This is a genomic window from Gilliamella sp. ESL0254, assembly GCF_013344985.1.
Classification (GTDB): Bacteria; Pseudomonadota; Gammaproteobacteria; order Enterobacterales; family Orbaceae; genus Gilliamella; species Gilliamella bombicola.
On record NZ_JAAEDU010000006.1, the window covers coordinates 70,723 to 97,230 of the forward strand.

Below are 26,508 nucleotides of genomic sequence, written 5' to 3' on the forward strand. Positions count from 1 at the left end.
AAGCAAGTTAACATACTGAGTAACAATAGGAATTAAAAAATAGTAGAAATGTGATAGCGCTATCAAAAGTAGATAAAAATGTTACCTATTGTGTGATACAGATAACATTTTAAAGAATTAATTCTAAAATAATTTAATATTGGCATAATAATATTATACAGAAAGTGGTAGTTTAAAACTCGTTATACCAGACATAGTTAATAAGTCATTTTCTGTTACTTTTCTATTTTTAAAGCAAGGTTTGCATAAATAAAAACTATGTTAAATTCAATCGGAATGAAAGATGCAGGATACGAAAAAACGCAGAGGCACAGGGCAAATTACCTTATTTGATGTCGCTAAATATGCTGGTGTGGGAACAATGACAGTATCAAGAGCTTTACGCATGCCAGAAAAAGTTTCTGATAAGCTTCGTCAAAAGGTCCAATTAGCTGTTGATACGTTAGGATATAAACCCAATATAGCCGCGAGTTTATTGGCATCCGCTTCTGCTAATCGCGTTATTGCAGTTATTACAACAAAAATTTATGACCATTCAGCACAAATATTGCTAGGTGTGCTGCAAACACATCTAGCAAAGGAAGGTTATACGACATTAATCATCGAATCTTATCACTACAATAAGTGTGAATCACAATTTTTAGACACACTATACAGTCATAATCTTGAAGCAATATTACTCTTTTATATTGAAAATGATGATCTAATAGAAAAAATTATTCAAAATAAAACAGTACCGATTATGAATATTGGGAAAAAACATGAAGAATTAATAGACATTAATGTTGAATTTGATGATAGTCTTGCAATGTATAAATTAACCGAGCATGTAATTAAAAAAGGTTACCAAAATATCGGATTGCTGTGTGCCAATCAGCAATATCATCTTTTTCAACAACGCTTGCATGGTTGGCACAAAGCGATGCTTACTTATCATTTACCTTCTCATCGGATAGTTAATGCTGCAAAACCTGCTAATTTCAGTACTGGCGCAGAACTGTTACCGGATATACTTTTGAACTGGTCAGAACTTGATGCTCTAATTTGTACTACAGATGAATTAGCTTGTGGTGTACTGTATGAATGTCAGCGGAGACATATTCGTGTTCCTTATCAATTAGCTGTGAGCGGATTTGGTGATAGTGAGTTTAGTCAAGTTAGCTGTCCCCCTTTGACAACAGTGGCATTGCAATCCAAACAAATAGGGGAATATATTGCAATTTTATTATTAAATAAGCTAAAAAACATAGTAAAACAGCATAAGTCAGATTTATCGACATTACTCCCTGTCATTAAATCCCGTGCCAGTTTATAGCTTTGATAAAGATTAGATAGAATAAAGACGATATTAGATGCTAGTTTTTAGTTGCATTGCTGATGCAACGTTATTTTGCTAAGTTATGTTTGAAATATAAATCGGTTGTTATCATTTTGAAATAGAGATAATAAAAAAGCCTGCTCATGTGAGCAGGCTTTTCTAATAAAATTGGTCGGCGAGAGAGGATTCGAACCTCCGACCCACTGGTCCCAAACCAGTTGCGCTACCAAGCTGCGCTACTCGCCGTTAGGAAGCGCATAATACTGCGCTAACTAAAAAGTGTCAATACTTACCGCAAAAAATTATGCCCATTACGTGTTTATTTTGATAAAGGTGCCGGTGTTTTACCTATGCGTTGATAAAATTCGACAACAAAATCTTCGTAACGTTTGTTAGCAACAGCTTCACGAATTTCTGCCATTAAGCGTTGGTAATAACGTAAATTGTGGATGGTATTTAAACGCGCACCTAAAATCTCACCACACTTATCTAAATGATGAAGATAAGATTTTGTATAATTCTTACACGTATAACAGTCACAATGAGGATCAAGTGGTGTGGTGTCGTCTTTATATTTAGCATTCCGGATTTTTATCACACCATCGGTAACAAATAAGTGGCCATTACGCGCATTTCGGGTTGGCATTACACAGTCAAACATATCAATTCCGCGGCGTACTCCTTCAACTAAATCTTCAGGTTTACCTACTCCCATTAGGTAACGAGGTTTATCGGCAGGTAATTGTGGACAAGTACCTTCTAAAATTCGGTGCATATCCGCTTTAGGTTCTCCAACAGCCAATCCCCCAACTGCATAGCCATCGAAGCCAATTTCGGTTAATCCTTTAATTGAGATATCACGTAATTCCTGATGTATACCTCCTTGCACGATACCAAATAGCGCATTTTTGTTGCCTAATTCATCAAATCTCTGGCGACTTCGTTTGGCCCAGCGTAATGACATTTCCATTGATTTTTTGACGTAATCCCAATCTGCTGGAAAGGGCGCACATTCATCAAAAATCATGACAATATCTGAACCTAAATCGTATTGAATTTCCATTGAAATTTCGGGGGATAAGAAAATTGAATCCCCGTTGATTGGATTACGGAAATAGACGCCTTCTTCTTTTATTTTGCGAATATCACCTAAACTAAAAACTTGGAATCCACCAGAATCGGTTAAAATTGGGCCATGCCATTGCATAAAATCATGTAAGTCGCCATGTTTGCGCATGATTTCTTGCCCAGGTCTTAACCATAAATGGAATGTATTACCAAGTAAGATTTGAGCTCCGGTTGTTGCAACCTCTTCAGGTGTCATACCTTTTACGGTTCCATAAGTACCAACAGGCATAAATGCTGGAGTTTCAACAGTATATTCGATCCCTCGTCGATCGAATTTCATGCGACCTCGACGTGCTAACCCGTCGGTATTATCTAATTCAAATTTCATTTTTTTATTAACCTCTTGCGACCAAATAAACAGTTTGGCGCCAATCATTGTTATAATACGTAGCTGTATCATTCATTTGCGGGGGCATAGTTTATCGTGCTAGGGCGCAATAGACAATATTGAAAGGAGTTAAGACCTTTGAAACATATTATTTCATTTTTAATGTTATGCTTTTTATTTAGTTTACTGGCTGGTTGTCAAAACCAAAAGAATGAAACTAAATTTATTATTACTTCAGAACAAATTAAACAGTTATCTGAACAAGATCTTATGGCTATTGGGGCTCAATCGTGTGCTCAATCAGATAAACGATCTGTTATTGCTAATGAAAATAGTTGGCTTTATAAAAAACTTGAAATGCTAACCCAAACATTACCTAAACAGGTTAATAATATTGAAGTAACTTACAAAGTTTATTTAAATACCGATCCTAATGCTTGGTCTACAGGTAATGGTTGTATTCGTATAAATAGTGGGCTTATGAAATTACTGAGTGATAATGAGCTACAGGCGGTTTTAGCTCATGAACAAGCTCATATTGCCCTTAAACATGCTATAAAATCATTCAGACTCGCCCCTTATGTTGAAATAGTTAATGACGATATCATTGTTCTTATTAAAGAAGATATTGCTCAACAATATGAGTTTGAAGCTGATCATTATGCTTTAGATTTATTAATACGCGAAAATATTAACCCTATGGGGCTTGTCACTATGTTAAAAAAGATGCCGATTCATTCAACAAAAAAAATAACATCACATCCATCAAATACAAAACGTATTGATCGTATTTTAGATAGATTAAGCAGTAAATAAGTATTTATATTGATAGTTTTAAAATAGCCAAACAAGTTTTAGCTACTAAAGCTTAGTTTAACTTTATTTGGCTATTTATTTAACATGCTTTTAAGATTGGTTATCCTGAGTGGTGATAAACATTGCATCACCATAACTAAAAAATCGATATTTTTCATTAACTGCATGTTGATAGGCATCCATGGTATTTTTGTAACCAGCAAATGCAGAAACAAGCATAATCAACGTTGATTCAGGTAAATGGAAATTAGTTATCAGTGAATCAATAACCTTAAATTGATAGCCCGGATATATAAAAATTTGAGTATCAGCAAAAAAAGGTGCTATTTTACCTGTTTTTTGAGCTGCACTTTCTAAAGCTCGAACAGATGTTGTCCCCACAGCGATAACTTTATTGTTTCTTGCTTTACACGCTAACACTGCTTCCACAACAGATTCAGGTACTTCGGCATACTCTGAGTGCATAACATGCGTTTCAATATTTTCAACTCTAACTGGTTGAAATGTTCCTGCACCAACATGTAGAGTGACAAATGCCATTTCAACCCCTTTTTGTTTTAATTTTTCTAATAGAGGTTTATCAAAATGAAGACCTGCCGTTGGTGCAGCAACAGCACCAGGTACTCTGTTATAAACTGTTTGATAAACTTCACGATCTTGTTCATCATCTGGACGATTTATATAAGGTGGTAATGGAATATGACCAATTTTATCTAAAATGTTAAGTACATTATCAGGAAATTGCAATTCAAATAACGCATCGTGGCGTGCTAACATAATAACACTAATGGAGGTATCTTCCCCTAGTATCAGTTCAGCACCTGCTTTTGGGGATTTCGATGCTTTAATATGTGCAAGAGCACGGTTACCATCTAATAATCTTTCAATTAGTATTTCAATTTTTCCACCTGATGCTTTTTTCCCATATAAGCGAGCAGGAATAACTTTTGTGTCATTAAAAACAAGTAAATCTCCAGGATTGATTTTATCAACAATATCAGTGAATACCTTATCTTCAATTTTACCTGTATGGCTATTAAGAGATAAAAGTCGGCACGCGCTTCTGGTTTTTTTAGGGTGTTTAGCAATTAGCTCTTTAGGAAGATAAAAATCAAAATCGGATAGTTGCATAATTTTTTTCCTCAAAAAATGAGGCGTTAGTCTAAAGCTCCCATAATGTCTAATCAAGTAATTATTTATTGATTATTATGATGGTTACGTTAAAATTTCGATTGTCTAACAAAATTTAGACATTAAAATTTATATTAATATAAGGAAAATAATATGAAAAAACATCAAAAAACATTGTTGGTTGCATTGCCTTTAGTCGCTGCGATGTCACTCGTTGGTTGTAAAAATATGGGTGTAGATGATTTAACGAGTCTTGGTATGAAAGGTTTGAAAGCGGCAACTCTAAGTGATAATGATGTGAAAGCATTAAGCCAAAAATCATGTGCTGAAATGGATGCACAATCAAAAATTGCTCCAGCAAAAAGTGCTTATGCTAAACGATTAAATAAAATTGCTAAAGCGCTTGGTAATAACTTAGATGGAACACCAATTAACTATAAAGTATATATTACAAAAGATGTTAATGCTTGGGCAATGGCTAATGGTTGCGTTCGTGTCTATAGTGGTTTAATGGACATGATGACTGATAATGAAATTGAAGGTGTTTTAGGTCACGAATTAGGCCATGTTGCTTTAGGTCATAGTAAAAAAGCAATGCAAGTTGCTTATGCAACTGAAATCGCACGTGATGCTGCGGCAGCATCAGGTAATGCAGCAGTAGCTTCATTATCTAAATCTAAATTAGGTGCTTTAGCATCAGCTGTGATTAATTCTCAGTTTTCACAAAAACAAGAACAAGATGCAGACAATTACTCTTTCGATTACTTAGTTAAGAAAAAAATTAATCCAGCAGGTCTTGCAACAGCATTTGATAAATTAGGTGGCGGTGATGCTTCAATTTTAAGCAGTCATCCATCTTCATCAGATCGCGCTAAAAACATTCGTAAAAAACTAGCTGAACTAAAAAAATAAAAATTATTCTTAGTCTAAAGCGCCATTCATGGCGCTTTTTTTTGCTATTTATCAATTGTTGGATCGGGGAGTAAAGAAAATGCAATCTGATAAAATAATGTCAAACTCTAAGATAGATAAAATTGATGAAATAAAAAAGCCGTTTTTTTGGATTAGTCAACTTTTTATTCTGAACGCAACAGTTGTGGGGGGGGGGCTGCTTAGCAGCAAATCAAGGTTATAAACAAGCTGTACAATTCGAAAACATGAGAAGTTATAAAAAAACTCCTACTTTCAGAAATCTTTGCAATTTGAATTAACTGATAATATTGCTATTTTGGGGCACGCAGTTAGCCTTTAAATTTTATACATTTGTTTGGGATAATATGAAGTGAAGTGTTCGTCAACAACGCTAACAACTCAACGTTTTATTGTGAGGTTGCTTGTCTTCATGATGAAATAGTTAAAGGTAATATGGCTATTTTGATTGATGTTACCAAACTACAAGAACAGATAGAAAGAGTTGAAAAAGATCTTTTACTAGCATTAGATTCAAGTACTAAAAAATTGAAAAATTATTTGAAGGCACTGATGTCATTTTATAGATATCTTGATTGAACTATTAAATTTATCCCCAGTAAAAACTGGGAATAAATGAATTATCGATTTATTGTTTATAAGAAGATAAGAATTTAGCAAATCGCCCAATAGCATCTTCAAGTTCACCGGAATGAGGTAATGCAACAATTCTAACATGATCTGGTTTATGCCAATTAAATCCAGTCCCTTGTACAAGTAGCACTTTTTCTTGTAATAAAAAATCCAACACTAATTTTTGATCGTTATGGATATTAAACTTTTTCTGGTCTAATTTTGGAAATAGATACAAAGCACCTTGTGGTTTTGTGCATGAAACGCCGGGTATGTCATTAAGCAGCCTCCAGGCCAACATACACTGATCATATAGTCGTCCTCCCGGCACAATAAATTCGTTGATACTTTGGTAACCACCTAGCGCACCTTGAATTGCATGTTGTAATGGCACATTGGCACATAAACGCATTGAAGCCAACATATTTAAGCCTTCAATGTAACCTTTTACGTGTTGTTTAGGGCCACAAAGTGCCATCCAGCCTTGTCTGAATCCTGCAACTCGATAAGTTTTTGATAGACCACTCATGGTAATAACAAATAAATCAGGTGCTAATGCGGCGATAGAATAATGCTCTGCATCATCATATAAAATCTTATCGTAAATTTCGTCAGCAAAAATAATCAAATTATGTTGCCTAGCAATTTCCGCGATTTCAAGTAACACATCTTTACTATAAACAGCGCCAGTTGGGTTATTGGGATTAATAATCACTATTCCTTTCGTTTTTGGAGTGATTTTTTGTTTAATATCTTCCAAATCTGGTGACCAGTTTGCTTCTTCATCGCAAAGATAGTGCACAGCATTACCGCCAGACAAGCTAACTGCTGCCGTCCATAATGGATAATCAGGCATAGGAACGAGTATTTCATCACCACTATTAAGTAATGCTTGCATAGATTGCACTATTAGTTCTGATACACCGTTGCCAATGTAAATATCTTCAACATCTAAACTAGTAATTCCCCGGGCTTGATAATGTTGCATGATTGCTTTTCGAGCAGAATAAAGACCCTTGGAGTCACAATAACCCTGTGAAGAAGATAAATTTCTAATTACATCAACTAATAATTCGTCAGGGGCAGCAAAACCGAAAGGAGCGGGATTTCCAATATTGAGTTTAAGAATAGTTTGACCTTCTTCTTCGAGTCGCTTTGCATGTTCAAGAATTGGTCCACGAATGTCATAACAAACATGTTCCAATTTATTGGATTTTTGGAAATTCACCATAATATCGCCCTTTCTATTTATTTTGATAATTTTTTGTTTTAATAAAAAAACAATCTACTCCTATTTCGATAATTTTTGAAGATGCTATTATAGTTAGCTCAATAAATACTATTTAACTGTCTAAAATTTGTGCGGAGAGTATTATGAAAACTATTTTAACAGTCATCGGTAAAGATCAAACGGGAATTATTGCCGGTATTAGCCAAAAATTGTATGAATTAGATATTAATATTTTAGATGTCAGCCAAACCATTATGGATGAATATTTTACGATGATTATGCTACTTGATTTATCTAAAATTAAAGTGTCATTTGATGAGGTAAAAACAACTCTTATCCAAACAGGCGATAAGCTTAAGGTCAAGGTCAACTTACAACGTGAAGAAATTTTTGATGCTATGCATCGTTTGTAATATTAATTCGTTGTTTATTTAAAAGGATAGTTCTAATGGAAACAAAACAGATCCTCGAAACCATTAAAATGATTGAGGAAGAAAAGCTTGATATCCGCACAATAACCATGGGTATTTCTCTTCTTGATTGTATAGATAGTAATGGTGAAAAAGCACGGCAAAAAATTTATGACAAAATTACACGATTAGCTAAAAACTTGGTCAAAGTTGGCGATGAGATTACATCAGAATTTGGTATTCCAATTATTAATAAACGTATTTCTGTCACACCAATGTCCTTGATTGCTGGTGCAAGCGATGATAAAGATTATATCGCGTTTGCCAAAACACTGGATGAAGCGGCCAAAGCGGTAGGTGTTAACTTTATTGGTGGCTTTTCGGCACTGGTGCAAAAAGGCTATCATAAAGGCGATGAAATTTTAATTAAATCTATTCCTCAAGCACTAGCACAAACCGAACGAGTTTGTTCATCAGTTAATGTTGGTTCAACCCAAACAGGGATCAACATGGATGCCGTAAAGCAAATGGGGCATATTATCAAAGAAGCGGCGAAATTAACTGCAGATAATAGCAGTATGGCATGCGCTAAGTTAGTTGTGTTTGCCAATGCAGTTGAAGATAACCCATTTATGGCCGGTGCCTTTCATGGTGTAGGTGAAGCTGATTGTGTTATAAATGTGGGTGTTAGTGGACCTGGTGTAGTTAAGCGAGCGTTGGAAAAAGTTAAAGGTGAACCTTTTGATATTGTTGCTGAAACCATCAAAAAAACCGCATTTAAAATTACACGAATGGGACAACTGGTTGGTAAAGAGGCTTCTGAACGTTTAGGTGTTAAATTTGGCATTGTCGATTTATCGTTAGCGCCAACGCCAGCCATTGGCGACTCGGTTGCCCATATTTTAGAAGAAATGGGGTTAGAAGCAGTTGGCACACATGGTACAACAGCGGCACTGGCTATGCTTAACGATGCTGTTAAAAAAGGTGGCGTAATGGCGTGTGGTCATGTCGGTGGTTTAAGCGGAGCATTTATCCCTGTTTCTGAAGATGCAGGGATGATTGATGCTGTCAATAACGGTGCACTAAATCTTGAAAAACTTGAAGCGATGACTTGTGTGTGTTCAGTTGGACTTGATATGATTGCAATTCCTGGTGATACGCCAGCTGAAACTATTTCAGCAATTATTGCTGATGAGGCTGCAATAGGGGTGATTAACCATAAAACAACAGCGGTAAGAATTATTCCTGCGGTGGGTTTAAACGTCGGCGATAATATTGAATTTGGTGGCTTATTAGGTCATGCACCAGTTATTCCGGTAAGCAAATTTGGTTCATGTGATTTCATCAATCGTGGGGGGCGAATTCCTGCTCCAATTCATTCATTTAAAAATTAATGTATCAATTTTTAATGATCTCGTTATTTCCTTATTCCGTCTGCACTAAAGCAGGCGGAATATCAGAACATCAGCTCATTTATTATTTTCAGAATAACACATTTTTAAATCCTGCTCGGTAAATTGATCTTATTTTTACAACATAGTTATCCCTACGATGAGCAATATCATGGATATTATTTGGTATCAAATCCATTCGTCTCTTTTACCTTAATTTCCTACAATTGATGCTATCAAATTAGTGTTGATTTAATTCTAGCAATAGCAAATTAACAATATTTCTAGAAGTTTGCTGATCACATCATGATGGAGGATGAAATGGGAAATGAATCTAATGACCAAATGTTTTTTGAGGATTTGATTCTTTTAGATAAAGACTTTCAAAATACAAATCAATTTTTCGATTTTACTTTTCCTATTTTAAAAAGTGGTGGTTATGTGAATCATTCCTTTTTAGATGCAATTAAACAAAGAGAGTCTTCATTTCCTACCGCGTTACCAACGGAGCCTTTTGTGGTTGCGATGCCGCATACTGATGTAGAACATGTTATTAGACCATTTATCTTTTTTACTCGAGCCAAAGGAACCATTCCATGGTGTGAAATGGCGAATAATGACAATGTATTAAAGGCTAACTTTGTTTTTTTGTTAGGGTTTAACCAAAAGGATGGGCATATTGATTTATTGCAAAAATTGATGTCTTGCTTTGTGAATTCGCATTTTTTAGGAGCGCTATATCACGCAAAAAACGAACATGAGATTTTTACACTATTGACATCCAATATCAATTTATAGGAGGAATTATGAAAAAAGTTATTGTTGCATGTGGCAGCGGAGTGGCTACATCACAAACGGTCGCCAGCAAGGTTACTCGTTTATTAAAAGAACGGAATCTTGATGAGATAAAAGTAGAAGTTGTTGATCTTAAATCTGTCGATACCCACATTAAAAATAGTGCTGCTTATATAGCGATAACTAAAATTGAAAAACAGTACCCTATTCCTGTCATCAATGGCATTGCATTTTTAACAGGGATGAATATGGAAGCGGAGCTACAAAAAATTATTGATGCCTGTAAATAGGAGTACAAATATGGACTTTCTAGGAACAATTATAAATTATATTTTGAATTTAGGTGCGCCAGTTTTTGTACCATTCATTATGCTAATTGCGGGTTTAATTGTACGCATGAAATTTAAAGATGGTGCTTCGGCCGCCATTACGCTAGGTGTTGCATTTGTTGGTATGAGCATGTTGATTGGCTTTATGGTTGGTGCCATTGGTTCAGCTGCGCAAACTATGATGGAACGAACAGGGATTGAGTTGAGTATTATTGATGGCGGTTGGACTACTATGGCAAACGTATCTTGGGCTTGGCCATATGCTTTTCTTATGTTTCCTTTGCAAGTGGGTGTCAATATTTTAATGTTGGTATTAAAAAAGACTGATACCTTTAACGCAGATTTATGGAATGTGTGGGGGAAAATTTTTACAGCATTTATTGTTGTTGCCGTCGCTACCCCAATTTTAGGTGCTGTTGTAGCTTTGGTCTTGGCCTTTATTATTGCTACTTTGCAGATCATATTAGAGCTTAATTCCGGAGATATTAATCAACATCGAATTGAAAAACTAACGGGTATTCCGGGCGTAACATGTACTCATAGAATGTTATTTTTCAGTGCGATTTATTATCCTTTTGATCTTCTTCTTCGCAAAATACCTATTTTAAATAAACCAATGGACGCAGCAACATTACGTTCCAAAATTGGTATATTTGCTGAAAATCATGTGATTGGTTTCTTATTAGGTGTAATTTTCGGGATTATTGCTGGTTATGATGTTGCTGCTATCTTAATGCTAGGTGTGCAAGCCGCTACTGCGCTTATGTTATTCCCAATGATCTCTAAGTTATTTATGCAGGCATTATCGCCAATTTCTGAAGCAATTAGTGATTATATGAATAAACGATTTGCTGGGCGTAAATTATTTGTGGGGTTGGACTGGCCATTTATGGGTGGTTCAAGTGAGATTTGGTTTACAGTAATTGTTGCTATTCCTTTTACCTTAATTTGGGCTGTTATTTTACCTGGCAACAAACTTCTCCCTTTTGCTGGCATCATCAATCTGGCACTTATTGTTCCTGCATATATTTTAACTAAAGGAAACACATTAAGAATGGTCATTTTAGCCATTATTGGAGTGCCATTCTTTTTATTTGTTGGAACTCAATTTGCACCGATTATTACCGATTTAGGATTAACAACTAAAGCTATTGATATTCCAGCTAATCAGTTAATTTCAAATAGTTCTATCGATGCTCCTATTTTTACTTATGCATTTTCATTTATTTGGCAATGTTTGCAAGGCTATTTTGTTCCATTGTTTTTTACTATTTATTGGTGTGTGGGATATTTCTTTTATGCCCGTGAACTGCGTAAAGAGGCTATGCAGGATATAGCAGAAAAAAATAATGAATAAATGAGATCTAAAGTATTCGTTGAGCATATTTTGCAGTAAATCTGGTGGTAATGTTATTTACCATCAGACAACGAACAATAAGGTAATTATTATATGGTTGTCGATAAGCGGATTCATGCTGTTTTAAAAGCATTAATTCATAATCCAAATATGAGTGGTGTAGAGCTTCAATCTGAATTTGGGTTAACCCGTAAGCAGCTTAGTTATACCATTAAGAAAATTAATGACTTTCTTGAATCATCTAATCTTGAATTAATTAAACGATTTAAAACTGGTAAGTTTAGTGTTCCCAAATTAGTGATCGAAACATTTAGAGATGAGCCGGTATCGCTTGCTATTGGACGTTATATCTATTCTGAAGATGAACGAGTTCATTTGCTACTCTTTTTTCTATTAATTAGAACAGAAAAGGTGTCGTTAATACATCTTTCTTCGTCCCTTACCGTCAGTCAAAACACCGTTATCAATGATATCAAAAAAGTACAAGCAATGATTGTTCAATATCATTTACAAATAAACTATGACCGTGAAAATGGTTATCGTATTATCGGTGAGGAAATCGACAAACGTTATTTGTTGTTAAAATTAATTCGTCGAATTATTAGTATGCCAATAGCTGATAAGGTTTTTAGAGAAAATGAAATTATAACCCAAGGGCGTTTAGAACAAGTAGGGCAGGTTTTTTGTGAAATAGAAAAAAAATTAAAAATTGTTTTTACTGATGAGCAGTTGCAAGAGCTGACTTACTTTATTTGTTTTATGTTACAGCGCATAGAAACCGATAAAAAAATTGAGTTTTTGCCAGAGAATTATACTGAAGCTGCAAATAGTCGTGATTTTCAATTATTGAAAAAGCTCATTGAAAGATTTGGTATCACTGATTTTAATGAGCAAATCTTTTTAATGGTATTAGTACAAAGCTCTAATATACAAACTCTATCAGATAAATATTTTCATTTAGATGCGGCGCTATTAGAAAGCGTCGTTGAGGTTATTGCTAATTTTGAACAGATTAGTTGCATCACCTTTAAAGATAAGAGCGAACTAATTGAACGTATTTATCAGCATTGGAAACCTGCTTATTATCGTATTCGATATCATATTTCCAATATCAACAGTGTATATGACATCGTATTGCAAGAATTTGGTCATTTACATGAAATGGTACGAAAAGCGATTTCTCCTTTTGAAAAAATATTGCATTGTAATATGCCAGATGAAGAAGTTGCTTTTATTACTGTACTATTGGGCGGTTGGTTAACTCGAGAAGGTCTGATTAATCGAATTAAAACAAAGAAGATCGCTATTTTTGTTTGTGAAAATAGTGCAACTGTCTCAACTTATCTTTACCTGACTTTACAAGTATTGCTTCCAGAATTACATTTTTCTGATGCCATGTCTAAACGTGAGTTTGAAAAATATCATCATTATTACGATATTGTTTTTTCTACCTCACATTTATCTACCGATAAGTTGTTATTTATTGTTAATCCTTCACTGAATAATTTTCATAAAAATGCTTTTCGTAATCAAGTGATTGGCACTTTACAAGGTATTGATCCTAGTATTATTCAAGTTGATGAGCTTATGTTAATTATTGAAAAATATAGCAATATCAAAGATCCAAAAGCACTCCAAAGGGAGTTAACTGCATACCTTTATAACGATGAAATGAATGATAACCCCATACTAATAACACAACAGGAAATTCCTTCATTAGCCGATTTAATGCAAAAAGAACATATTCATATTATCGAACAGGTTGAAATAACATGGCAAGATGCACTGGCATTAGCCGCACAACCACTGTTAAACAACCAATCCATAGAAAGTTGTTATCTTGAAAGAATGGTTAACAAAATCCAACTTGAACAACCTTATATTATGCTGGTCGATGGGTTAATTATTGCCCATGCTGGTATTGATGACGGTGTAAATAAAGTCGCTATGTCTTTACTTAAACTATCTGAAAGAATCACTATTTGTGGTTATATGCAAGCTGATTTAATTGTTGTTTTAGCAACAAATAATCCACAAAAACACCTTAAAGCACTTGCCCAATTAAATGAATTACTAGAATTTCACGAAGGTGCAACTCGCATACGAAATGCCAAAAATAGCAATGAAATTTGGGAATTGTTTGCCAATTATCAATGAATATCTTATCAAAATAGGAGCTATAAAATGCTAGAGATACAAAAACAATATGTGGTCGATATGGCTAAAAAATCGAGTGAGTGGGGGCTTTGTAAACATAAAGCAGGTAATTCTAGCGTTCGTGATAAAGAGTCGGGGTATGTTCTTGTCACGCCAACAACAATTGATAAAAAGTTGTTAACAATTCGGGATATTGTTGTGATGGATCTTGAAGCTAACGTTATTGAAGCTGATTCAGGATTGAGACCAACCAGTGAGTGTTTAATGCATCTTGAGATTTATAAAGCTCGTCCAGATGTTTTTGCTATTTCACACACGCATTCTATTTTTGCAACGTCATTTGCTGTATTAGCAAAACCTATTCCTGCCGTTGTTTATGAGTGTGCAATTCTTAATTTAAAAGATGGTATGATTCCTGTTGCACCCTATGGGCGACCAGGTACTCCAGACCTTTCAAATAGCGTTATAGAACCCATAAAACGAGCTGATGCCATTTTAATGGAAAAGCATGGAGCTATTGCCGTAGACAAAGATCCTTATGAAGCTGTATTAAAGGCTGCATATATTGAAGAAATGGCTGAAATATACTATCACGCTTTACTGATTAATGGCGGTAAAGATCCAGGTGGATTTCCGCCAGAGGAGTTACAGCGTTGGGCCTATCCTTCACAAATTAAATTTAAAAAATAATTTTTAGTCTATTTATTTTAATACGTTAATTGTAGGAAAACGCCGAGTTGTTTACACTTCATGGTTAAAATAATCCTCTAAAAACTCATAAGGCGTTTTCCCTGAAATCGCTTTATGCGGTTTAACGGTATTATAAAAATTAATAAAGCGTTTCAGTTTTTGTTTTCTATCTTGTGAATCGCTAAATATATGCTGATTATACCACATCGCAATTCAAAGTTCGTATCACTCTTTCGGCTTTCCCATTCGTTTGTGGGCAGGCGGGTTTGGTGAATTTTTGATTAATACGATGGCTATGGGACGTTTTAACAAATAAGTGTTCACTTTGTAAATACCCCAAACTTAGTACACAACTTACGTAGAAAATTAAGCTGCCTGTTTTAATGTTTTATATTCGAGCGGTGTCATGTTATTTAATGCCTCATGCGGTCTTTCGGTATTATAAATTGTTAACCATTCTTCGGTTATTCTCCTTGCTTGTGCTAAGTTGTTAAAAAGATATAAATCGAGTACTTCAGTACGATAGGTACGATTAAATCGTTCAATATAGCCATTTTGATAAGGACTACCGGGCTGGATATAATCAATGGCTATATCATGGGATTTAGCCCAGTTTATAAAGGTTTTTCCTGTAAATTCTGGCCCATTATCGACCCGTATTTTTAATGGATACCCATAATATTCGGCCAGTTTATCTAAATAACGGGTAATTCTCCCTGCCGGTAAGCTGACTGCAATATCAATGCCTAGCGCCTCACGATTAAAGTCATCGATGACATTGAATGTCCTAAAGCGACGCTGATTACGACTACTATCACTCATAAAATCCATTGACCAACATTCACCTTGTTTATTAGGAACCAATAGCTTTTCTGGTGTTCGTTGGGGGATACGTTTTTTGCGTTTAGCTCTAATATTAAGTTTTAACTCACAATACACCCGATAAACACGCTTATGAATCCATTTATAGCCAAGCTTTCTGATGCGATTAAAACATTTGGGAAAGCCCCAGCGTAAATGCCGGTCTGTGATAGCATTCAACACCGAAATAATCACCGAATCATCCAGTAACTTAGGTTGATAATAGTAAGCACAACGGCTTAAGCCAACAATGGCACAACTCATAGCAATAGTAACTGAATGATTTTGTTGTAATTGCTGTGCCCACGTTTTACGTGCCTTTGTGGGCACTAAAGCTTTTTTATGATTTCTTCCTGAAGCTGGGATTTTAAACTCAGTTCGGCAAACATCTGCTTAAGCTTGCGGTTTGATCCTCGCCAAAATATTAGACAGTGCCCACCTCTATTCATAAAGTTTTCTACTTATTCTTTGGTTTCGTAAATACGGTTTAATTTGAAACTCCATTGACAGAACTAATCCAAGCTCATCTTTCAGGCAGCTTATTGAACTTTGATATCAAACGAGGGTTATCTGTACAGCAGGAAAGTTGTGCCTAAAACAGGGAAATGGCAATAAATAGTAACTTATCTAGAGGTATTTAGATCTAAATATAAGCCCAAATGCCTCAAAAAAGCGCGGTTAAAAATTTAGTTTGAGTGAAGCTTTACTGTACAAAGGTCTCAATAAAAATCAAAGTAGTTTATACATATGGTAATTTATCAGTACCTGATTTTCTCTGGATATTTTGTTAGCCCGCTTTATTTTAAAACCCCATTTTTTGAAAATTGGCATGGCCACTTTTGAAGCATCTACACTTAATTGTGTAAGCTTTTTCTGGTGGGCCAAGTCAAGCACATGGTCATAGAGTTTTCTAGCTATGCCACGCTTTTGAAAGTCAGGATGCACATACAGACAGTCTATGTAACCATCATCTCCAAGTTCAACAAACCCCGCAAGGCTTGAGCCAAAGATAGCCATCCAAGGCTGAGTGTTATTTAAACGTTCTAACCACTTCTGATAATCTGGTGGTGTTGAGCACCATGCTTCTTGCTGTGCTTTGCTGTAAATATCGGTATCAATAGCATGAATAGACGAATGAAACAAATCGCATATTTCAGAGGCATAGAGTGAAGAGTATGGTTTTACTTCGATTTTAGATGCAGCATTACCCAATTTGTTTCCTATTTTCATTATGATTTGCTCTAGCAAGACTTTGCACTTCAATATCGCCAACATTGACAAGGCTGGCTTTCGTACTAATAGTTTCGTGAGTATCCACATCAATAGCTAAGTCTGCTTTGCGCCATGTTCTGCTTTCTTACTTTACATTTACCAAAGACTTTAAGGTCTGTCGAGTCAATAACGAAATATCGAATAGCCCTCTCGTTTTATTGCTATATTTGGTGTAAATTGTCTTTGAACTTTTACCTATATTAGTGTAACACCCATTGGCTTGAAAGCCAATTCAAAAAAAACTTGCAGTGCAGGTAACGGCATAGAGAAAGTCCCCTCCATCATCAAGGCAGTTTCAATCGCGGTATTAGAGTACTGGAAGCCTCCACCACGCATACCATGATGAGTTTTGCATTGCCACACATCTATAGCTAAATCATTTACCCAAAACATAGCTATACCATGCTAACACAAACCATTATTGCACTACACCCAGTTAGTTAGTCGATCCTGAAAAATTCACAACCATATGATTAACAATGGTTTATAATGACCATCAAACATGGCAGACCCGCTTTTTTGCCCTCCAGAGCCCAAAACGTTGCAGAATCGTTGATTTATGAAAACGAAGAAAAAGCTTTCAGCCCCCGATTGGAGGATATCGTCAGCTCGACCCATCGGTTGGTACGTTTGGCGAAGGTAATCGATTGGGATCGTGAACTGGATCATCACTTTGCTACGGTAGGTGCGGCTGCGTTACCGGCTCGCCTGATGACAGGTCTGATGTATCTGCAACACATGAATAAACTGCCATATCATCCGACCAATCTGATTAAATGGCGTCAGCGATTGGGGCGATGTTGTGCCAAACGCCATTGCTGTAGGAGACGTTCATAGCCTGCTTTCCAATGGTAAATTTGCTCGTTCTTTTCACCCAACAGAGCTTCTTTTTCTGACAACAGCTCCGCTTGCTCAAGCAATAGCTTCTTAAGCAAATCAATATCATCAGGTAAGTCATTCAGCGTCATTTTCATTGCATAGATTATACTAATCATGAGCAGATGAGCGTGCTAAATTTCGTGATAACGGTAGGTTATTTTTGGGTGGGCTTAATCGAGACTAAGAGGTAAGCCATCCAGTAGCCAATTGACCTGCCTTGGCGATACCTGCAAAGACAATTGCGCATCTTCGATGCCCGGCCATTGAAATACTCCTTTTTCTAAGCGTTTGTAATGCAGCCAAAAACCATTAGTAGACCATTGCAGGATTTTGAGCCAATTACTGGTTCGACCGAAAAAGACGAATAAACGATCTGAACATGGTTCTTGTTCTAAGTCGTACGCAACGATAGCCGTCAAGCCATCAATGGATTTACGCATATCGGTTGGGCCACAAATCAGAATGACAGGAAGGGACTCGCTTGATCCTCGCCAAAATATTAGACAGTGCCCACCTCTATCATTTTTTCGTTTTGGTAATATTGTTGTTCATATTGTTCAGGTGATACCTAGCCATTGGCTGAATGACGGCGTATCCGATTATAATAGATTTCAATATATTCAAATAGTGCTTTATTAGCCAGTTTTCTCTTCGACTCATGCTTTGCCTTAGCCCATATTGTAACAATAATTGCTTGAAATCAGCGCTGCAATATTGGCTCCCTTGGTCACTATGGATGAGTACATTTTTAGGAAATTGACGCCGAAATAAGGCTTGTTTTAATGTATTACACACTAAATGGCGGTCTATGTAGCGACTCGTTTGCCTAGCAATGACTTTTCGTCCATATAAATCGATAATCACCGACAAATATAACCAACCTTCACCCGTTTTAATATAAGTAATATCGGTTACCCATGTCGTATTCGGCTTATCAGGGTTAAATTGCCTATCTAACGTGTTGGGCGCAATATTGCGATGAGCCGTGTCTGTTTTATACTTGAATTTACGTGCTGCTTTACTCCGTAATCCTAATTATTGCAAAACACGGCTAATTGTCCTTTCTGAAACTTGATAGCCCGCTTCCCTAGCATCATGAAGCAGGCTTGGCGCACCCAAACGGGCCTTATGTTGCCAATACTGCTTTTTAATATACTCGCTGAGTTTGGCTGATTTGTTTGCTCTTTTTAACCAAGCATCATAACCCGATGAACTGACACCAAGTAATGAGCATATCTTAGTAACGGGATAGCAGGTTAAATGATTTTTCATATAAGCGTACTTCACCGACTTGGATTGTTGATGAAGTACACATGCGCCTTTTTTAGTATATCATTGGCCATTTTCAGTTCTTTAATCTCTTTTTCTAACGCCATAATCCGCTGTTGCTCAGCCGTTAACTCTCGACGGCTAGTTTTATTCGGGGAAAGTTGCCTAATCCATTTATATAGGGTTGATTTACCCACACCTAGAGGGTTGGCAAGTTCGCTGATAGAAAGGTGTGCATTAGATAACGCATAATCCACTGATTGTTGTTTGAATTCGATACTAAATTTTTTGACCATGATATTTGTCTCCTATGATTTTTGTTTATATCATAGAGGCGACTTTTGTCCACTTTTTTGGCGAGGATCAGGGCTCATCAACATAGTACAGGCGCTGCAACGGAGCATTCCGAGCAAATAGGTCAGAGCTGTGGCGGTCATTCAACTAAAATTCATCTTGCGGTTGATAGTGGTGGTTTGCCTATTTTTTTTGAGCTTTCTGAAGGACAACGACATGATATCACTTATGCAGAAAACCTAGTTGAAAAGCTCGATGAAGTGAATACAGTGATAGCCGATAAAGGTTATGACAGCGAGCCTTTTCGGTGCTTTGTTCGTCAAAAAGGCGGACGAACGGTGATTGCTAAACGTAATTATGGTAAGGATATAGATAAAAGCAGTATGGATAGGTGCCTTTATCGCTATCGTCACTTAGTCGAGAATGCCTTTGCTAGAATCAAGCAATATAGTTCAATATCAACTAGATACGATAAGTTAGAAAGGAATTATGCCAGTATGGTATCACTGCATTTATGTTAATGTGGCTGCCAATGTATTGTTGAGTAATTTATGTACAGCAAAGATCAACAGCCCCTAGTCAATTAATAGAAAAATAGTGAATCAGTAAAAAATTTTATATTAAAAAATTAGATGTTGTTTGAATACTTAGACATTTTATCAATAATACTTAGAATATTATTTTATCGATATTGTGATGATGATGTCCGCCGATGATATCGGCGGATTTATTGTTTTATTGGGTTTGGATATATTCATTCATATATTTTAAGATATACGCCATTGAAGCCGCTCCCGGATCCATGTGACCAATTGCGCGTTCACCTAAATTTTTAGTTCGTCCAAATACAGCGATCATCTGTTTCGTTTTTTCTGCGCCTTCCATAGCAGATTGTGCGATTTTAGGTAGCGCATCGATTAACTTCGAAGATGTTAATTGACTTGCGGTTGTTGCGCTAGCGGCTAAAGCATCAACCATAGTCTTATCCCCTGGTTTGGCTTTTCCGCGTTGATAGACTGCCTGCCAACCTTCGTTAAGGAGTTTTGATAATACATCAGAATCAAACTCTGTTACGCCTGTAATACTTTTTCCGCCCGCTCTAAATAAAGTACCAAAAATAGCGCCAGAAGCTCCGCCCATACTTATCATTAATTTTGTACCAATTTGCGTAAAAAAATCACCTATATTAGTTGGTTGAAATTTTTCGTCTTGTAGTAGCACCATGATAGCTGTAAATCCACGTTTCATACCGATGCCATGATCACCGTCGCCCACTAATTGATCTAAAGCGGTTAATGTTGGTTCACTTTCGATCATTTTTTGGGCGGTAAATAACATTATTTTACGAACTTGTAATAAATTCATTCTATTTTCTCCATCCTAGTGTTTGGCAAGGTAAATCATAAAGATGTTGTAATTCTTTATCTAATTTCATTAAGCTAATTGAAAAACCAGACATTTCAAGGGAGGTACAAAAATGGCCAACAACGACATCGTGGCTGATTATGCCGCGTGTATCCAGTTCAATACCGACTTTACGTGTTACGATGAACAGTTCGGCGTTACTCAGTGCGCCTAAATTATTAATTAATACACACACGCGGTCGCCTTTTTTAAACGGTAAATCATCACACAGGCTGTCTACCATCTCTTTAACAACTTCATCAGATGATGTTATAGCTTGTCGACGCAACCCAGCTTCACCATGAATACCAATACCAATTTCAATTTCGTTATCATCTAATTCAAAATTGAAATGATTTGATTGAGGTAATGCACATCCATCTAGGGCGACACCGATGGTACGAATGTTGTTGTTTGCTTTTGATACTACTTGGTAGAGATTTTCAAGATTGTATTTTTCAAATTGTGCGGCAGCCCCCGCAATTTTGTATAAAAACATAATACCAGCAACGCCACGGCGATCAGAAATCTTAGATAATGGTGCCGAAGCAATATCGTCAGTTGCTCGAATCGTTTTGATGACAATGTTTTCTTCCCCTAATATTTCTGCTGCAATATCAAAATTCATGCCGTCACCAGAATAGTTGCCAAACAAAAATAGTACGCCTTTTCCTTTTTCTATAGCTTTGGTTACTTCAATAATTTGATCTGGAGATGGCGATGTGAAAACTTCGCCAATTGCACAGCCATCAATGCCGCCTTTACCAATGAATCCTGCAAAGGTTGGTTCGTGACCACTACCACCACCTGAGACAATAACTACTTGATCGCTGGCAATATGGTTACCATAAACGGCACAATGTTCAGAAATTGCAGTCAATCTCCCCTGATAGGCATAGATTAACCCTTGCATGACTTCTTGTCTGACATTATTGGGATCATTAAGTAGTTTTTTAGGTTTGCGCATTCTTTATTTCCTCTTTAATTATAGTTAACAACGTTTTATTGTAGGGAAAATTAATAACTCAAACGAATACAATTAATGACAAATAATATCCTACTTATTGCGCATCATCGGGATGATTTAGTTGATTTTTATGAGAGCTAGAAATTTATTGTTTTATTCTTGAAAAGGTATAGTAACACTAATACTTATTAATAACTTGTTTATAAAATAATATTGCAGTTATAATTTGTAAAAATTTTCAGGAGAGTAGGTGTTTGGCTGTAAGCAGCATCAATCATAATCGATGAATACAGAATCTTATCTTCAACGTTTTAGTGGTATTGCAAGACTTTATGGTCAGTCGGCTTTGCAACGCTTTTCACAAGCGCATATTTGTGTAATTGGTGTTGGGGGTGTCGGCTCTTGGGTTGCAGAGTCACTGGCGCGTAGTGGTATTGGTCAAATTACTTTAATTGATATGGATGATGTGTGCGTGACAAATACTAATCGTCAAATTCATGCTTTAAAATCTAATATAGGTAAAGCTAAAACCTCAGTGATGGCAGAACGTATTTTACAAATTAATCCTGAATGTGTAGTGAATGAAATTGATGATTTCATTAATATTGATAACGTCAGTGAATATTTAGGAACAAAGCAATCACCACGGTATAACTATATTATCGATGCAATTGATAGTGTACATGATAAAGCGGCAGTACTTGCATATTGTAAGCGACAAAAATTAAAAGTAATTACCATTGGCGGGGCTGGTGGGCAAAAAGATCCAACACAAATTAAAATTGCTGATTTAGCAAAAACCATTCAAGATCCATTAGCGGCCAAATTACGTGAGAGGCTAAAGCATCATTATAAATTGAACAAAGATAGTAAAGGTAAATATGCCATTCCTTGTGTATTTTCGACGGAACAATTAACGTATCCAGCTAAAAATGGGCAAATATGCTTTACAAAAAGTGATGCAGAGGGACCTAAAAAAATGGACTGTGAGTCGGGGTTTGGAGCTATTACAACAGTTACAGCTACCTTTGGCTTTGTGGCTGTTAGTTATGTGTTAAATAAATTGTGTAACATATAAATTTTTAGAGCTAATCACTTTTTTCTTCATCATAAATCGAATTAAAGATAACTATTTATTACAAGTAGCTGCTCTTTCGTTTACTGTTTAATAGCTTCTCTTCTTTTTCAGTAGCTCAAAGTATAAATAAATTAGTTACTTTTATTAACATGCTTTTTTTTATTCAATATATTATTGTATAAAGTAAAAATCTGATTTACGATAACGTCAATTTCGTTTTGTTATTATGCTTAAGCATTAAATAGTTTCATGGAAGACGCCAAACGATCCCGATTTATTTTTTAATTTCAAGGAGAAATCTATGGCAGTAACTAATATGAATGAGTTAAATGAGTTAATGGCTCGAGTCAAAAAAGCACAAGAAACTTATTCAACTTATACTCAAGAGCAAGTTGACAAAATCTTTGTAGCAGCAGCAACCGCCGCTGCTGCTGCACGTATCCCTCTTGCACAGCAGGCTGTTGCTGAGTCAGGAATGGGAATTGTTGAAGATAAAGTCATAAAAAACCTTTTTGCTGCAGAGTATATTTTAAATAAATATCGTCACGATAAGACTTGTGGCGTAGTGGCTGAAAATGAACCTTTTGGTACTATTACTATAGCAGAACCACTTGGTATTATTTGTGGAATTGTTCCTACCACTAATCCAACTTCTACCGCAATTTTCAAATCCTTAATTAGTCTAAAAACACGTAATGCAATTGTCTTCTCTCCACATCCTAGAGCCAAAAAATCAACGATTGAAGCTGCTCGAATTGTGTTAGATGCCGCAATAAAAGCAGGTGCACCAAAAGATATTATTGGTTGGATTGATGAACCATCTATCGAATTATCCAATGCATTAATGCATCACGATAATGTGGCAGCTATTTTAGCTACTGGTGGACCGGGCATGGTTAAAGCTGCTTATAGTTCAGGTAAACCAGCATTAGGTGTTGGAGCCGGTAATACGCCTGTTGTTATTGATGAAACAGCTGATTTAAAACGTGCTGTGGCTTCTGTACTTATGTCTAAAACTTTTGATAATGGTATGATTTGTGCTTCAGAACAAGCTATTGTTGTGGTAGATTCTGTGTATGATGAAGTGCGTCGTTTATTAACCCAATATGGTGCATATGTCTTAAATGCTAAAGAAACCAAAGCAGTACAAGGTATTATTTTAAATGATAAAGGCGCATTAAATGCTAATATAGTTGGTCAGCCAGCAACAAACATTGCTGAAATGGCAGGCTTTAAAGTGCCAGCTGGTTCAAAAGTACTTGTTGGTGAAGTGAGTAAAGTCGATTTGTCTGAGCCATTTGCCCATGAAAAACTTTCACCAACACTAGCTATGTTTAAAGCGAAAGATTTCTCTGAAGCGGTTGATAAAGCAGAAAAATTAGTTGAAATGGGCGGTATGGGGCATACTTCTGTGCTTTACACTGATCAAGATAGTAACCGTGAACGGATTGCTTATTTTGGTAGTAAAATGAAAACTTGTCGTATTTTAATTAACCAACCGGCAGCTCATGGTGGTATTGGTGATTTGTATAATTTTGATTTAGCTCCATCTTTAACATTAGGATGTGGCTCTTGGGGTGGTAACTCGGTATCTGAAAATGTTGGACCGAAGCACTTAATTAATAAGAAAACCATCGCTAAGAGAGCAGAAAATATGTTATGGCATAAACTACCAAGTTCTATCTATTTTAAACGTGGCTCACTACCTGTAGCTTTAAGTGAAGTGATTGAGCAAGGCGCAAAACGTGTATTTTTGGTAACAGATAAATTCTTATTTAATAATGGTTACTCAAAACAAATTACTGATCAATTGGAAGCGCAAGGCGTTATTTGTGAAACCTTCTTTGATGTAGAAGCAGATCCGACTTTAAGTGTTGTGCATAAAGGAACGGATTCTATGCGAGCATTCCAACCTGATACTATCATTGCATTAGGTGGTGGTTCACCAATGGATGCGGCTAAAATCATGTGGGTTTTATATGAGCATCCTGAAACTAAATTCGAAGAATTAGCATTGCGCTTTATGGATATTCGTAAACGTGCTTGCCACTTCCCAAATATGGGTCAAAAAGCAAAATTAATTTGTGTAACAACTACATCAGGTACTGGTTCCGAAGTGACTCCATTTGCTGTTGTTACTGATGATGCAACGGGTCAAAAATACCCATTAGCAGATTATGCAATCACTCCACACATGGCTATTGTTGATGCTAATTTAGTTATGAATATGCCTCGCTCACTTTGTGCTGCTGGCGGCTATGACGCAGTGACGCATGCATTAGAGGCTTATGTATCAGTTATGGCTAGTGAGTTTTCTGATGGACAAGCATTACAAGCTTTAAGCATACTTAAAACTTATTTACCTGCAAGTTATCGGGAAGGTGCTAAAAATCCTCTCGCTCGAGAAAAAGTGCATAGTGCAGCGACATTAGCTGGTGTTGCTTTTGCTCAGGCCTTCCTTGGTGTTTGTCACTCAATGGCGCATAAAATTGGTGCGGCTTTCCATATTCCACATGGTGTGGCAAATGCGATGTTAATTAGTAATGTTGTGCGTTTTAATGCAACTGACAAACCGACTAAGCAAGGCACATTTAGTCAATATGGTTATCCTAAAGCAATTGCCCGTTATGCAGAAGTTGCTGATCATTTAGGTTTAACCGCAGCTACTGATAAAGATGAAAAGAAAGTCGAGAAATTAATTGGTTGGTTAGATCAACTTAGAAAAGATCTTGATATTCCATTTTCTATCAAAGAATTTGGTGTGGATGAAAAAACTTTCTTGGCTCAAGTCGATCAATTAGCGGTTGATGCTTTTGATGACCAATGTACCGGTGCAAATCCTCGTTATCCTTTAATTGCAGAGTTAAAACAAATTCTGCTCGATACCTACTATGGTCGTGCATATCAGGACAAAGGGGACATTAATGAGGATGTTGCTATACATACCGCAGCAAAAGGTGCTGAGACCCCTAAGAAAAAAGTCTCTAAAAAGAAATAATCTAAATTAATTTTTTGATTAAAAAAAGGCCTGAAATAGCTCATATTTCAGGTCTTTTTTATATTTTTGATTTTTTTTTAATCAAACAAAATAAAATTTGTTTTTTTTGCTTGCAAGGTTAAATGTTCTAGTCCATAATGCGCAGCACTTAGGCCGGCTTAGCTCAGTAGGTAGAGCAACTGACTTGTAATCAGTAGGTCGCCAGTTCGATTCCGGCAGCCGGCACCATATTCCTAAGTAAACAGTTTATAAAGATTCGGGGTGGGGTTCCCGAGCGGCCAAAGGGAGCAGACTGTAAATCTGCCGTGTCACACTTCGAAGGTTCGAATCCTTCCCCCACCACCATCATCTAATATTAGCAATAGCTAATTGAAGCATTTAGGTAGCCGAGTTTGAACATGCGGGCATCGTATAATGGCTATTACCTCAGCCTTCCAAGCTGATGATGCGGGTTCGATTCCCGCTGCCCGCTCCAATTGCTGATATAGCTCAGTTGGTAGAGCGCACCCTTGGTAAGGGTGAGGTCGGCAGTTCAAATCTGCCTATCAGCACCATTCTTGTTAATTTCCTAAACTTCTAAAAATATCAAATTTGGCTGCTTTAAAGCTTGTCACTTGATAGCTTTATCTGTTATTATTCAGAGCTAATTTTAAGTTAGTATTATGTTGATATTGAATATGATACTTGGTTAATGTGGTGACTCACCACCGATTTGTATTACATTGAGGGACGATAAATGTCTAAAGAAAAATTTGAACGTACAAAACCCCACGTTAACGTTGGTACAATCGGCCACGTTGACCATGGTAAAACAACTTTAACTGCGGCAATTACTTCTGTACTTGCTAAAAAATACGGCGGTC

Annotated in this window: 25 protein-coding genes, 5 tRNA genes and 4 pseudogenes; 21 read left to right on the forward strand and 13 right to left on the reverse strand. The window is 36.3% G+C overall.

What is annotated here, in order from left to right:
- Positions 1–283: 283 nt before the first annotated feature.
- Positions 284–1,315 (forward strand): LacI family DNA-binding transcriptional regulator, encoded by a 1,032-nt coding sequence (locus GYX25_RS10725; protein WP_091350363.1) that lies wholly within the window; start codon positions 284–286, stop codon positions 1,313–1,315.
- Between the two features lie 172 nt (positions 1,316–1,487).
- On the opposite strand, the gene GYX25_RS10730 is transcribed toward GYX25_RS10725, so the two are convergent.
- Positions 1,488–1,564: transfer RNA gene (locus tag GYX25_RS10730), tRNA-Pro, on the reverse strand.
- A 73-nt stretch (positions 1,565–1,637) separates the two neighbouring features.
- Positions 1,638–2,774, reverse strand: coding sequence for a tRNA guanosine(34) transglycosylase Tgt (gene tgt, locus GYX25_RS10735; protein WP_091350412.1), 1,137 nt, complete (start codon positions 2,772–2,774; stop codon positions 1,638–1,640).
- Between the two features lie 138 nt (positions 2,775–2,912).
- Here tgt and GYX25_RS10740 point away from each other — a divergent pair, with 138 nt between their 5' ends.
- Positions 2,913–3,590: a M48 family metalloprotease gene (locus GYX25_RS10740; protein ID WP_174787352.1), complete on the forward strand. Its 678-nt coding sequence runs from the start codon at positions 2,913–2,915 to the stop codon at positions 3,588–3,590.
- Positions 3,591–3,680: 90 nt separating this feature from the next.
- Here GYX25_RS10740 and queA read toward each other — a convergent pair whose 3' ends face one another.
- Positions 3,681–4,721: a tRNA preQ1(34) S-adenosylmethionine ribosyltransferase-isomerase QueA gene (queA, locus tag GYX25_RS10745; protein ID WP_091350368.1), complete on the reverse strand. Its 1,041-nt coding sequence runs from the start codon at positions 4,719–4,721 to the stop codon at positions 3,681–3,683.
- Between the two features lie 153 nt (positions 4,722–4,874).
- Here queA and loiP point away from each other — a divergent pair, with 153 nt between their 5' ends.
- The 3 genes from loiP (at position 4,875) to GYX25_RS10760 (ending at position 6,230) form a co-directional block, all read left to right on the forward strand.
- Positions 4,875–5,633, forward strand: a complete 759-nt coding sequence (loiP, locus tag GYX25_RS10750) for a metalloprotease LoiP (RefSeq protein WP_091350371.1) — start codon at positions 4,875–4,877, stop codon at positions 5,631–5,633.
- A 79-nt stretch (positions 5,634–5,712) separates the two neighbouring features.
- Positions 5,713–5,856, forward strand: a complete 144-nt coding sequence (locus GYX25_RS10755) for a hypothetical protein (RefSeq protein ID WP_174787353.1) — start codon at positions 5,713–5,715, stop codon at positions 5,854–5,856.
- 152 nt (positions 5,857–6,008) lie between these two features.
- Complete coding sequence (locus tag GYX25_RS10760) at positions 6,009–6,230, forward strand: hypothetical protein (RefSeq protein WP_160402794.1); 222 nt, start codon at positions 6,009–6,011, stop codon at positions 6,228–6,230.
- A gap of 49 nt (positions 6,231–6,279) precedes the next feature.
- Here the strand turns inward: GYX25_RS10760 and GYX25_RS10765 are convergent, their stop codons facing one another.
- Positions 6,280–7,494, reverse strand: coding sequence for a pyridoxal phosphate-dependent aminotransferase (locus tag GYX25_RS10765; protein WP_091350378.1), 1,215 nt, complete (start codon positions 7,492–7,494; stop codon positions 6,280–6,282).
- Positions 7,495–7,637: 143 nt separating this feature from the next.
- Here GYX25_RS10765 and GYX25_RS10770 point away from each other — a divergent pair, with 143 nt between their 5' ends.
- The 7 genes from GYX25_RS10770 (at position 7,638) to GYX25_RS10800 (ending at position 14,623) form a co-directional block, all read left to right on the forward strand.
- Positions 7,638–7,907: an ACT domain-containing protein gene (locus GYX25_RS10770; RefSeq protein ID WP_091350381.1), complete on the forward strand. Its 270-nt coding sequence runs from the start codon at positions 7,638–7,640 to the stop codon at positions 7,905–7,907.
- Positions 7,908–7,942: 35 nt separating this feature from the next.
- Complete coding sequence (locus GYX25_RS10775) at positions 7,943–9,298, forward strand: PFL family protein (RefSeq protein ID WP_174787354.1); 1,356 nt, start codon at positions 7,943–7,945, stop codon at positions 9,296–9,298.
- Between the two features lie 318 nt (positions 9,299–9,616).
- On the forward strand, positions 9,617–10,093 hold the full coding sequence (locus GYX25_RS10780) for a PTS sugar transporter subunit IIA (protein ID WP_167349346.1): 477 nt from the start codon (positions 9,617–9,619) through the stop codon (positions 10,091–10,093).
- Between the two features lie 8 nt (positions 10,094–10,101).
- Positions 10,102–10,380 carry a PTS sugar transporter subunit IIB gene (locus GYX25_RS10785; protein WP_091350389.1) on the forward strand — a complete coding sequence of 93 codons (279 nt, stop codon included), beginning with the start codon at positions 10,102–10,104 and terminating at the stop codon, positions 10,378–10,380.
- Between the two features lie 10 nt (positions 10,381–10,390).
- Positions 10,391–11,776 (forward strand): PTS galactitol transporter subunit IIC, encoded by a 1,386-nt coding sequence (locus tag GYX25_RS10790; protein WP_091350393.1) that lies wholly within the window; start codon positions 10,391–10,393, stop codon positions 11,774–11,776.
- Positions 11,777–11,869: 93 nt separating this feature from the next.
- The gene (locus tag GYX25_RS10795) at positions 11,870–13,933 is read left to right on the forward strand and encodes a BglG family transcription antiterminator (protein ID WP_174787355.1); all 2,064 of its coding nucleotides are present in this window, start codon (positions 11,870–11,872) and stop codon (positions 13,931–13,933) included.
- Positions 13,934–13,960: 27 nt separating this feature from the next.
- Positions 13,961–14,623 carry a class II aldolase/adducin family protein gene (locus GYX25_RS10800; protein ID WP_174787356.1) on the forward strand — a complete coding sequence of 221 codons (663 nt, stop codon included), beginning with the start codon at positions 13,961–13,963 and terminating at the stop codon, positions 14,621–14,623.
- A gap of 51 nt (positions 14,624–14,674) precedes the next feature.
- Here the strand turns inward: GYX25_RS10800 and GYX25_RS10805 are convergent, their stop codons facing one another.
- The 4 genes and pseudogenes from GYX25_RS10805 to GYX25_RS11220 all read right to left on the reverse strand — a co-directional run.
- Positions 14,675–14,830 (reverse strand): integrase core domain-containing protein, encoded by a 156-nt coding sequence (locus GYX25_RS10805; RefSeq protein WP_141673618.1) that lies wholly within the window; start codon positions 14,828–14,830, stop codon positions 14,675–14,677.
- A 159-nt stretch (positions 14,831–14,989) separates the two neighbouring features.
- On the reverse strand, positions 14,990–15,814 hold the full coding sequence (locus GYX25_RS10810; protein ID WP_174787357.1) for an IS3 family transposase: 825 nt from the start codon (positions 15,812–15,814) through the stop codon (positions 14,990–14,992).
- Between the two features lie 399 nt (positions 15,815–16,213).
- Positions 16,214–16,714 (reverse strand): GNAT family N-acetyltransferase, encoded by a 501-nt coding sequence (locus GYX25_RS10815; protein WP_180214384.1) that lies wholly within the window; start codon positions 16,712–16,714, stop codon positions 16,214–16,216.
- Between the two features lie 25 nt (positions 16,715–16,739).
- Positions 16,740–17,158: pseudogene (locus GYX25_RS11220) on the reverse strand (transposase); the annotation flags it as partial.
- A gap of 150 nt (positions 17,159–17,308) precedes the next feature.
- Between GYX25_RS11220 and GYX25_RS11225 the strand changes: the two are divergent.
- Positions 17,309–17,498, forward strand: a pseudogene (locus GYX25_RS11225) (IS5/IS1182 family transposase); the annotation flags it as partial.
- A 40-nt stretch (positions 17,499–17,538) separates the two neighbouring features.
- Here the strand turns inward: GYX25_RS11225 and GYX25_RS10825 are convergent.
- From GYX25_RS10825 to GYX25_RS11230, 3 genes and pseudogenes are all read right to left on the reverse strand, one after another.
- On the reverse strand, positions 17,539–17,751 hold the full coding sequence (locus tag GYX25_RS10825) for a hypothetical protein (RefSeq protein ID WP_238786113.1): 213 nt from the start codon (positions 17,749–17,751) through the stop codon (positions 17,539–17,541).
- A gap of 54 nt (positions 17,752–17,805) precedes the next feature.
- A complete protein-coding gene (tnpB, locus tag GYX25_RS10830) occupies positions 17,806–18,177 on the reverse strand; it encodes an IS66 family insertion sequence element accessory protein TnpB (protein WP_342211591.1) in 372 nt (123 codons plus the stop codon).
- 29 nt (positions 18,178–18,206) lie between these two features.
- Positions 18,207–19,200: pseudogene (locus GYX25_RS11230) on the reverse strand (IS3 family transposase); the annotation flags it as partial.
- Positions 19,201–19,266: 66 nt separating this feature from the next.
- Between GYX25_RS11230 and GYX25_RS10850 the strand changes: the two are divergent.
- Positions 19,267–19,742, forward strand: a pseudogene (locus GYX25_RS10850) (IS5 family transposase); the annotation flags it as partial.
- A 191-nt stretch (positions 19,743–19,933) separates the two neighbouring features.
- Here the strand turns inward: GYX25_RS10850 and dhaL are convergent.
- Together dhaL and GYX25_RS10860 are read right to left on the reverse strand one after the other, a co-directional pair.
- Positions 19,934–20,563: a dihydroxyacetone kinase subunit DhaL gene (gene dhaL / locus GYX25_RS10855; protein WP_174787363.1), complete on the reverse strand. Its 630-nt coding sequence runs from the start codon at positions 20,561–20,563 to the stop codon at positions 19,934–19,936.
- A 1-nt stretch (position 20,564) separates the two neighbouring features.
- Positions 20,565–21,569 carry a dihydroxyacetone kinase subunit DhaK gene (locus tag GYX25_RS10860; RefSeq protein WP_091350404.1) on the reverse strand — a complete coding sequence of 335 codons (1,005 nt, stop codon included), beginning with the start codon at positions 21,567–21,569 and terminating at the stop codon, positions 20,565–20,567.
- A gap of 283 nt (positions 21,570–21,852) precedes the next feature.
- On the opposite strand from GYX25_RS10860, the gene tcdA reads away from it, so the two are divergent.
- The 7 genes from tcdA to GYX25_RS10895 all read left to right on the forward strand — a co-directional run.
- Complete coding sequence (gene tcdA, locus GYX25_RS10865) at positions 21,853–22,647, forward strand: tRNA cyclic N6-threonylcarbamoyladenosine(37) synthase TcdA (RefSeq protein ID WP_091350407.1); 795 nt, start codon at positions 21,853–21,855, stop codon at positions 22,645–22,647.
- Between the two features lie 301 nt (positions 22,648–22,948).
- Complete coding sequence (gene adhE / locus GYX25_RS10870) at positions 22,949–25,645, forward strand: bifunctional acetaldehyde-CoA/alcohol dehydrogenase (protein WP_174787364.1); 2,697 nt, start codon at positions 22,949–22,951, stop codon at positions 25,643–25,645.
- Between the two features lie 152 nt (positions 25,646–25,797).
- Positions 25,798–25,873, forward strand: a tRNA-Thr gene (locus tag GYX25_RS10875).
- A 32-nt stretch (positions 25,874–25,905) separates the two neighbouring features.
- A tRNA-Tyr gene (locus GYX25_RS10880) sits at positions 25,906–25,990 on the forward strand.
- Between the two features lie 55 nt (positions 25,991–26,045).
- Positions 26,046–26,120: transfer RNA gene (locus GYX25_RS10885), tRNA-Gly, on the forward strand.
- 3 nt (positions 26,121–26,123) lie between these two features.
- Positions 26,124–26,199: transfer RNA gene (locus GYX25_RS10890), tRNA-Thr, on the forward strand.
- A 182-nt stretch (positions 26,200–26,381) separates the two neighbouring features.
- Positions 26,382–26,508, forward strand: a 127-nt coding sequence (locus GYX25_RS10895; RefSeq protein ID WP_238786112.1) for a GTP-binding protein, incomplete at its 3' end; no start/stop codon positions are given.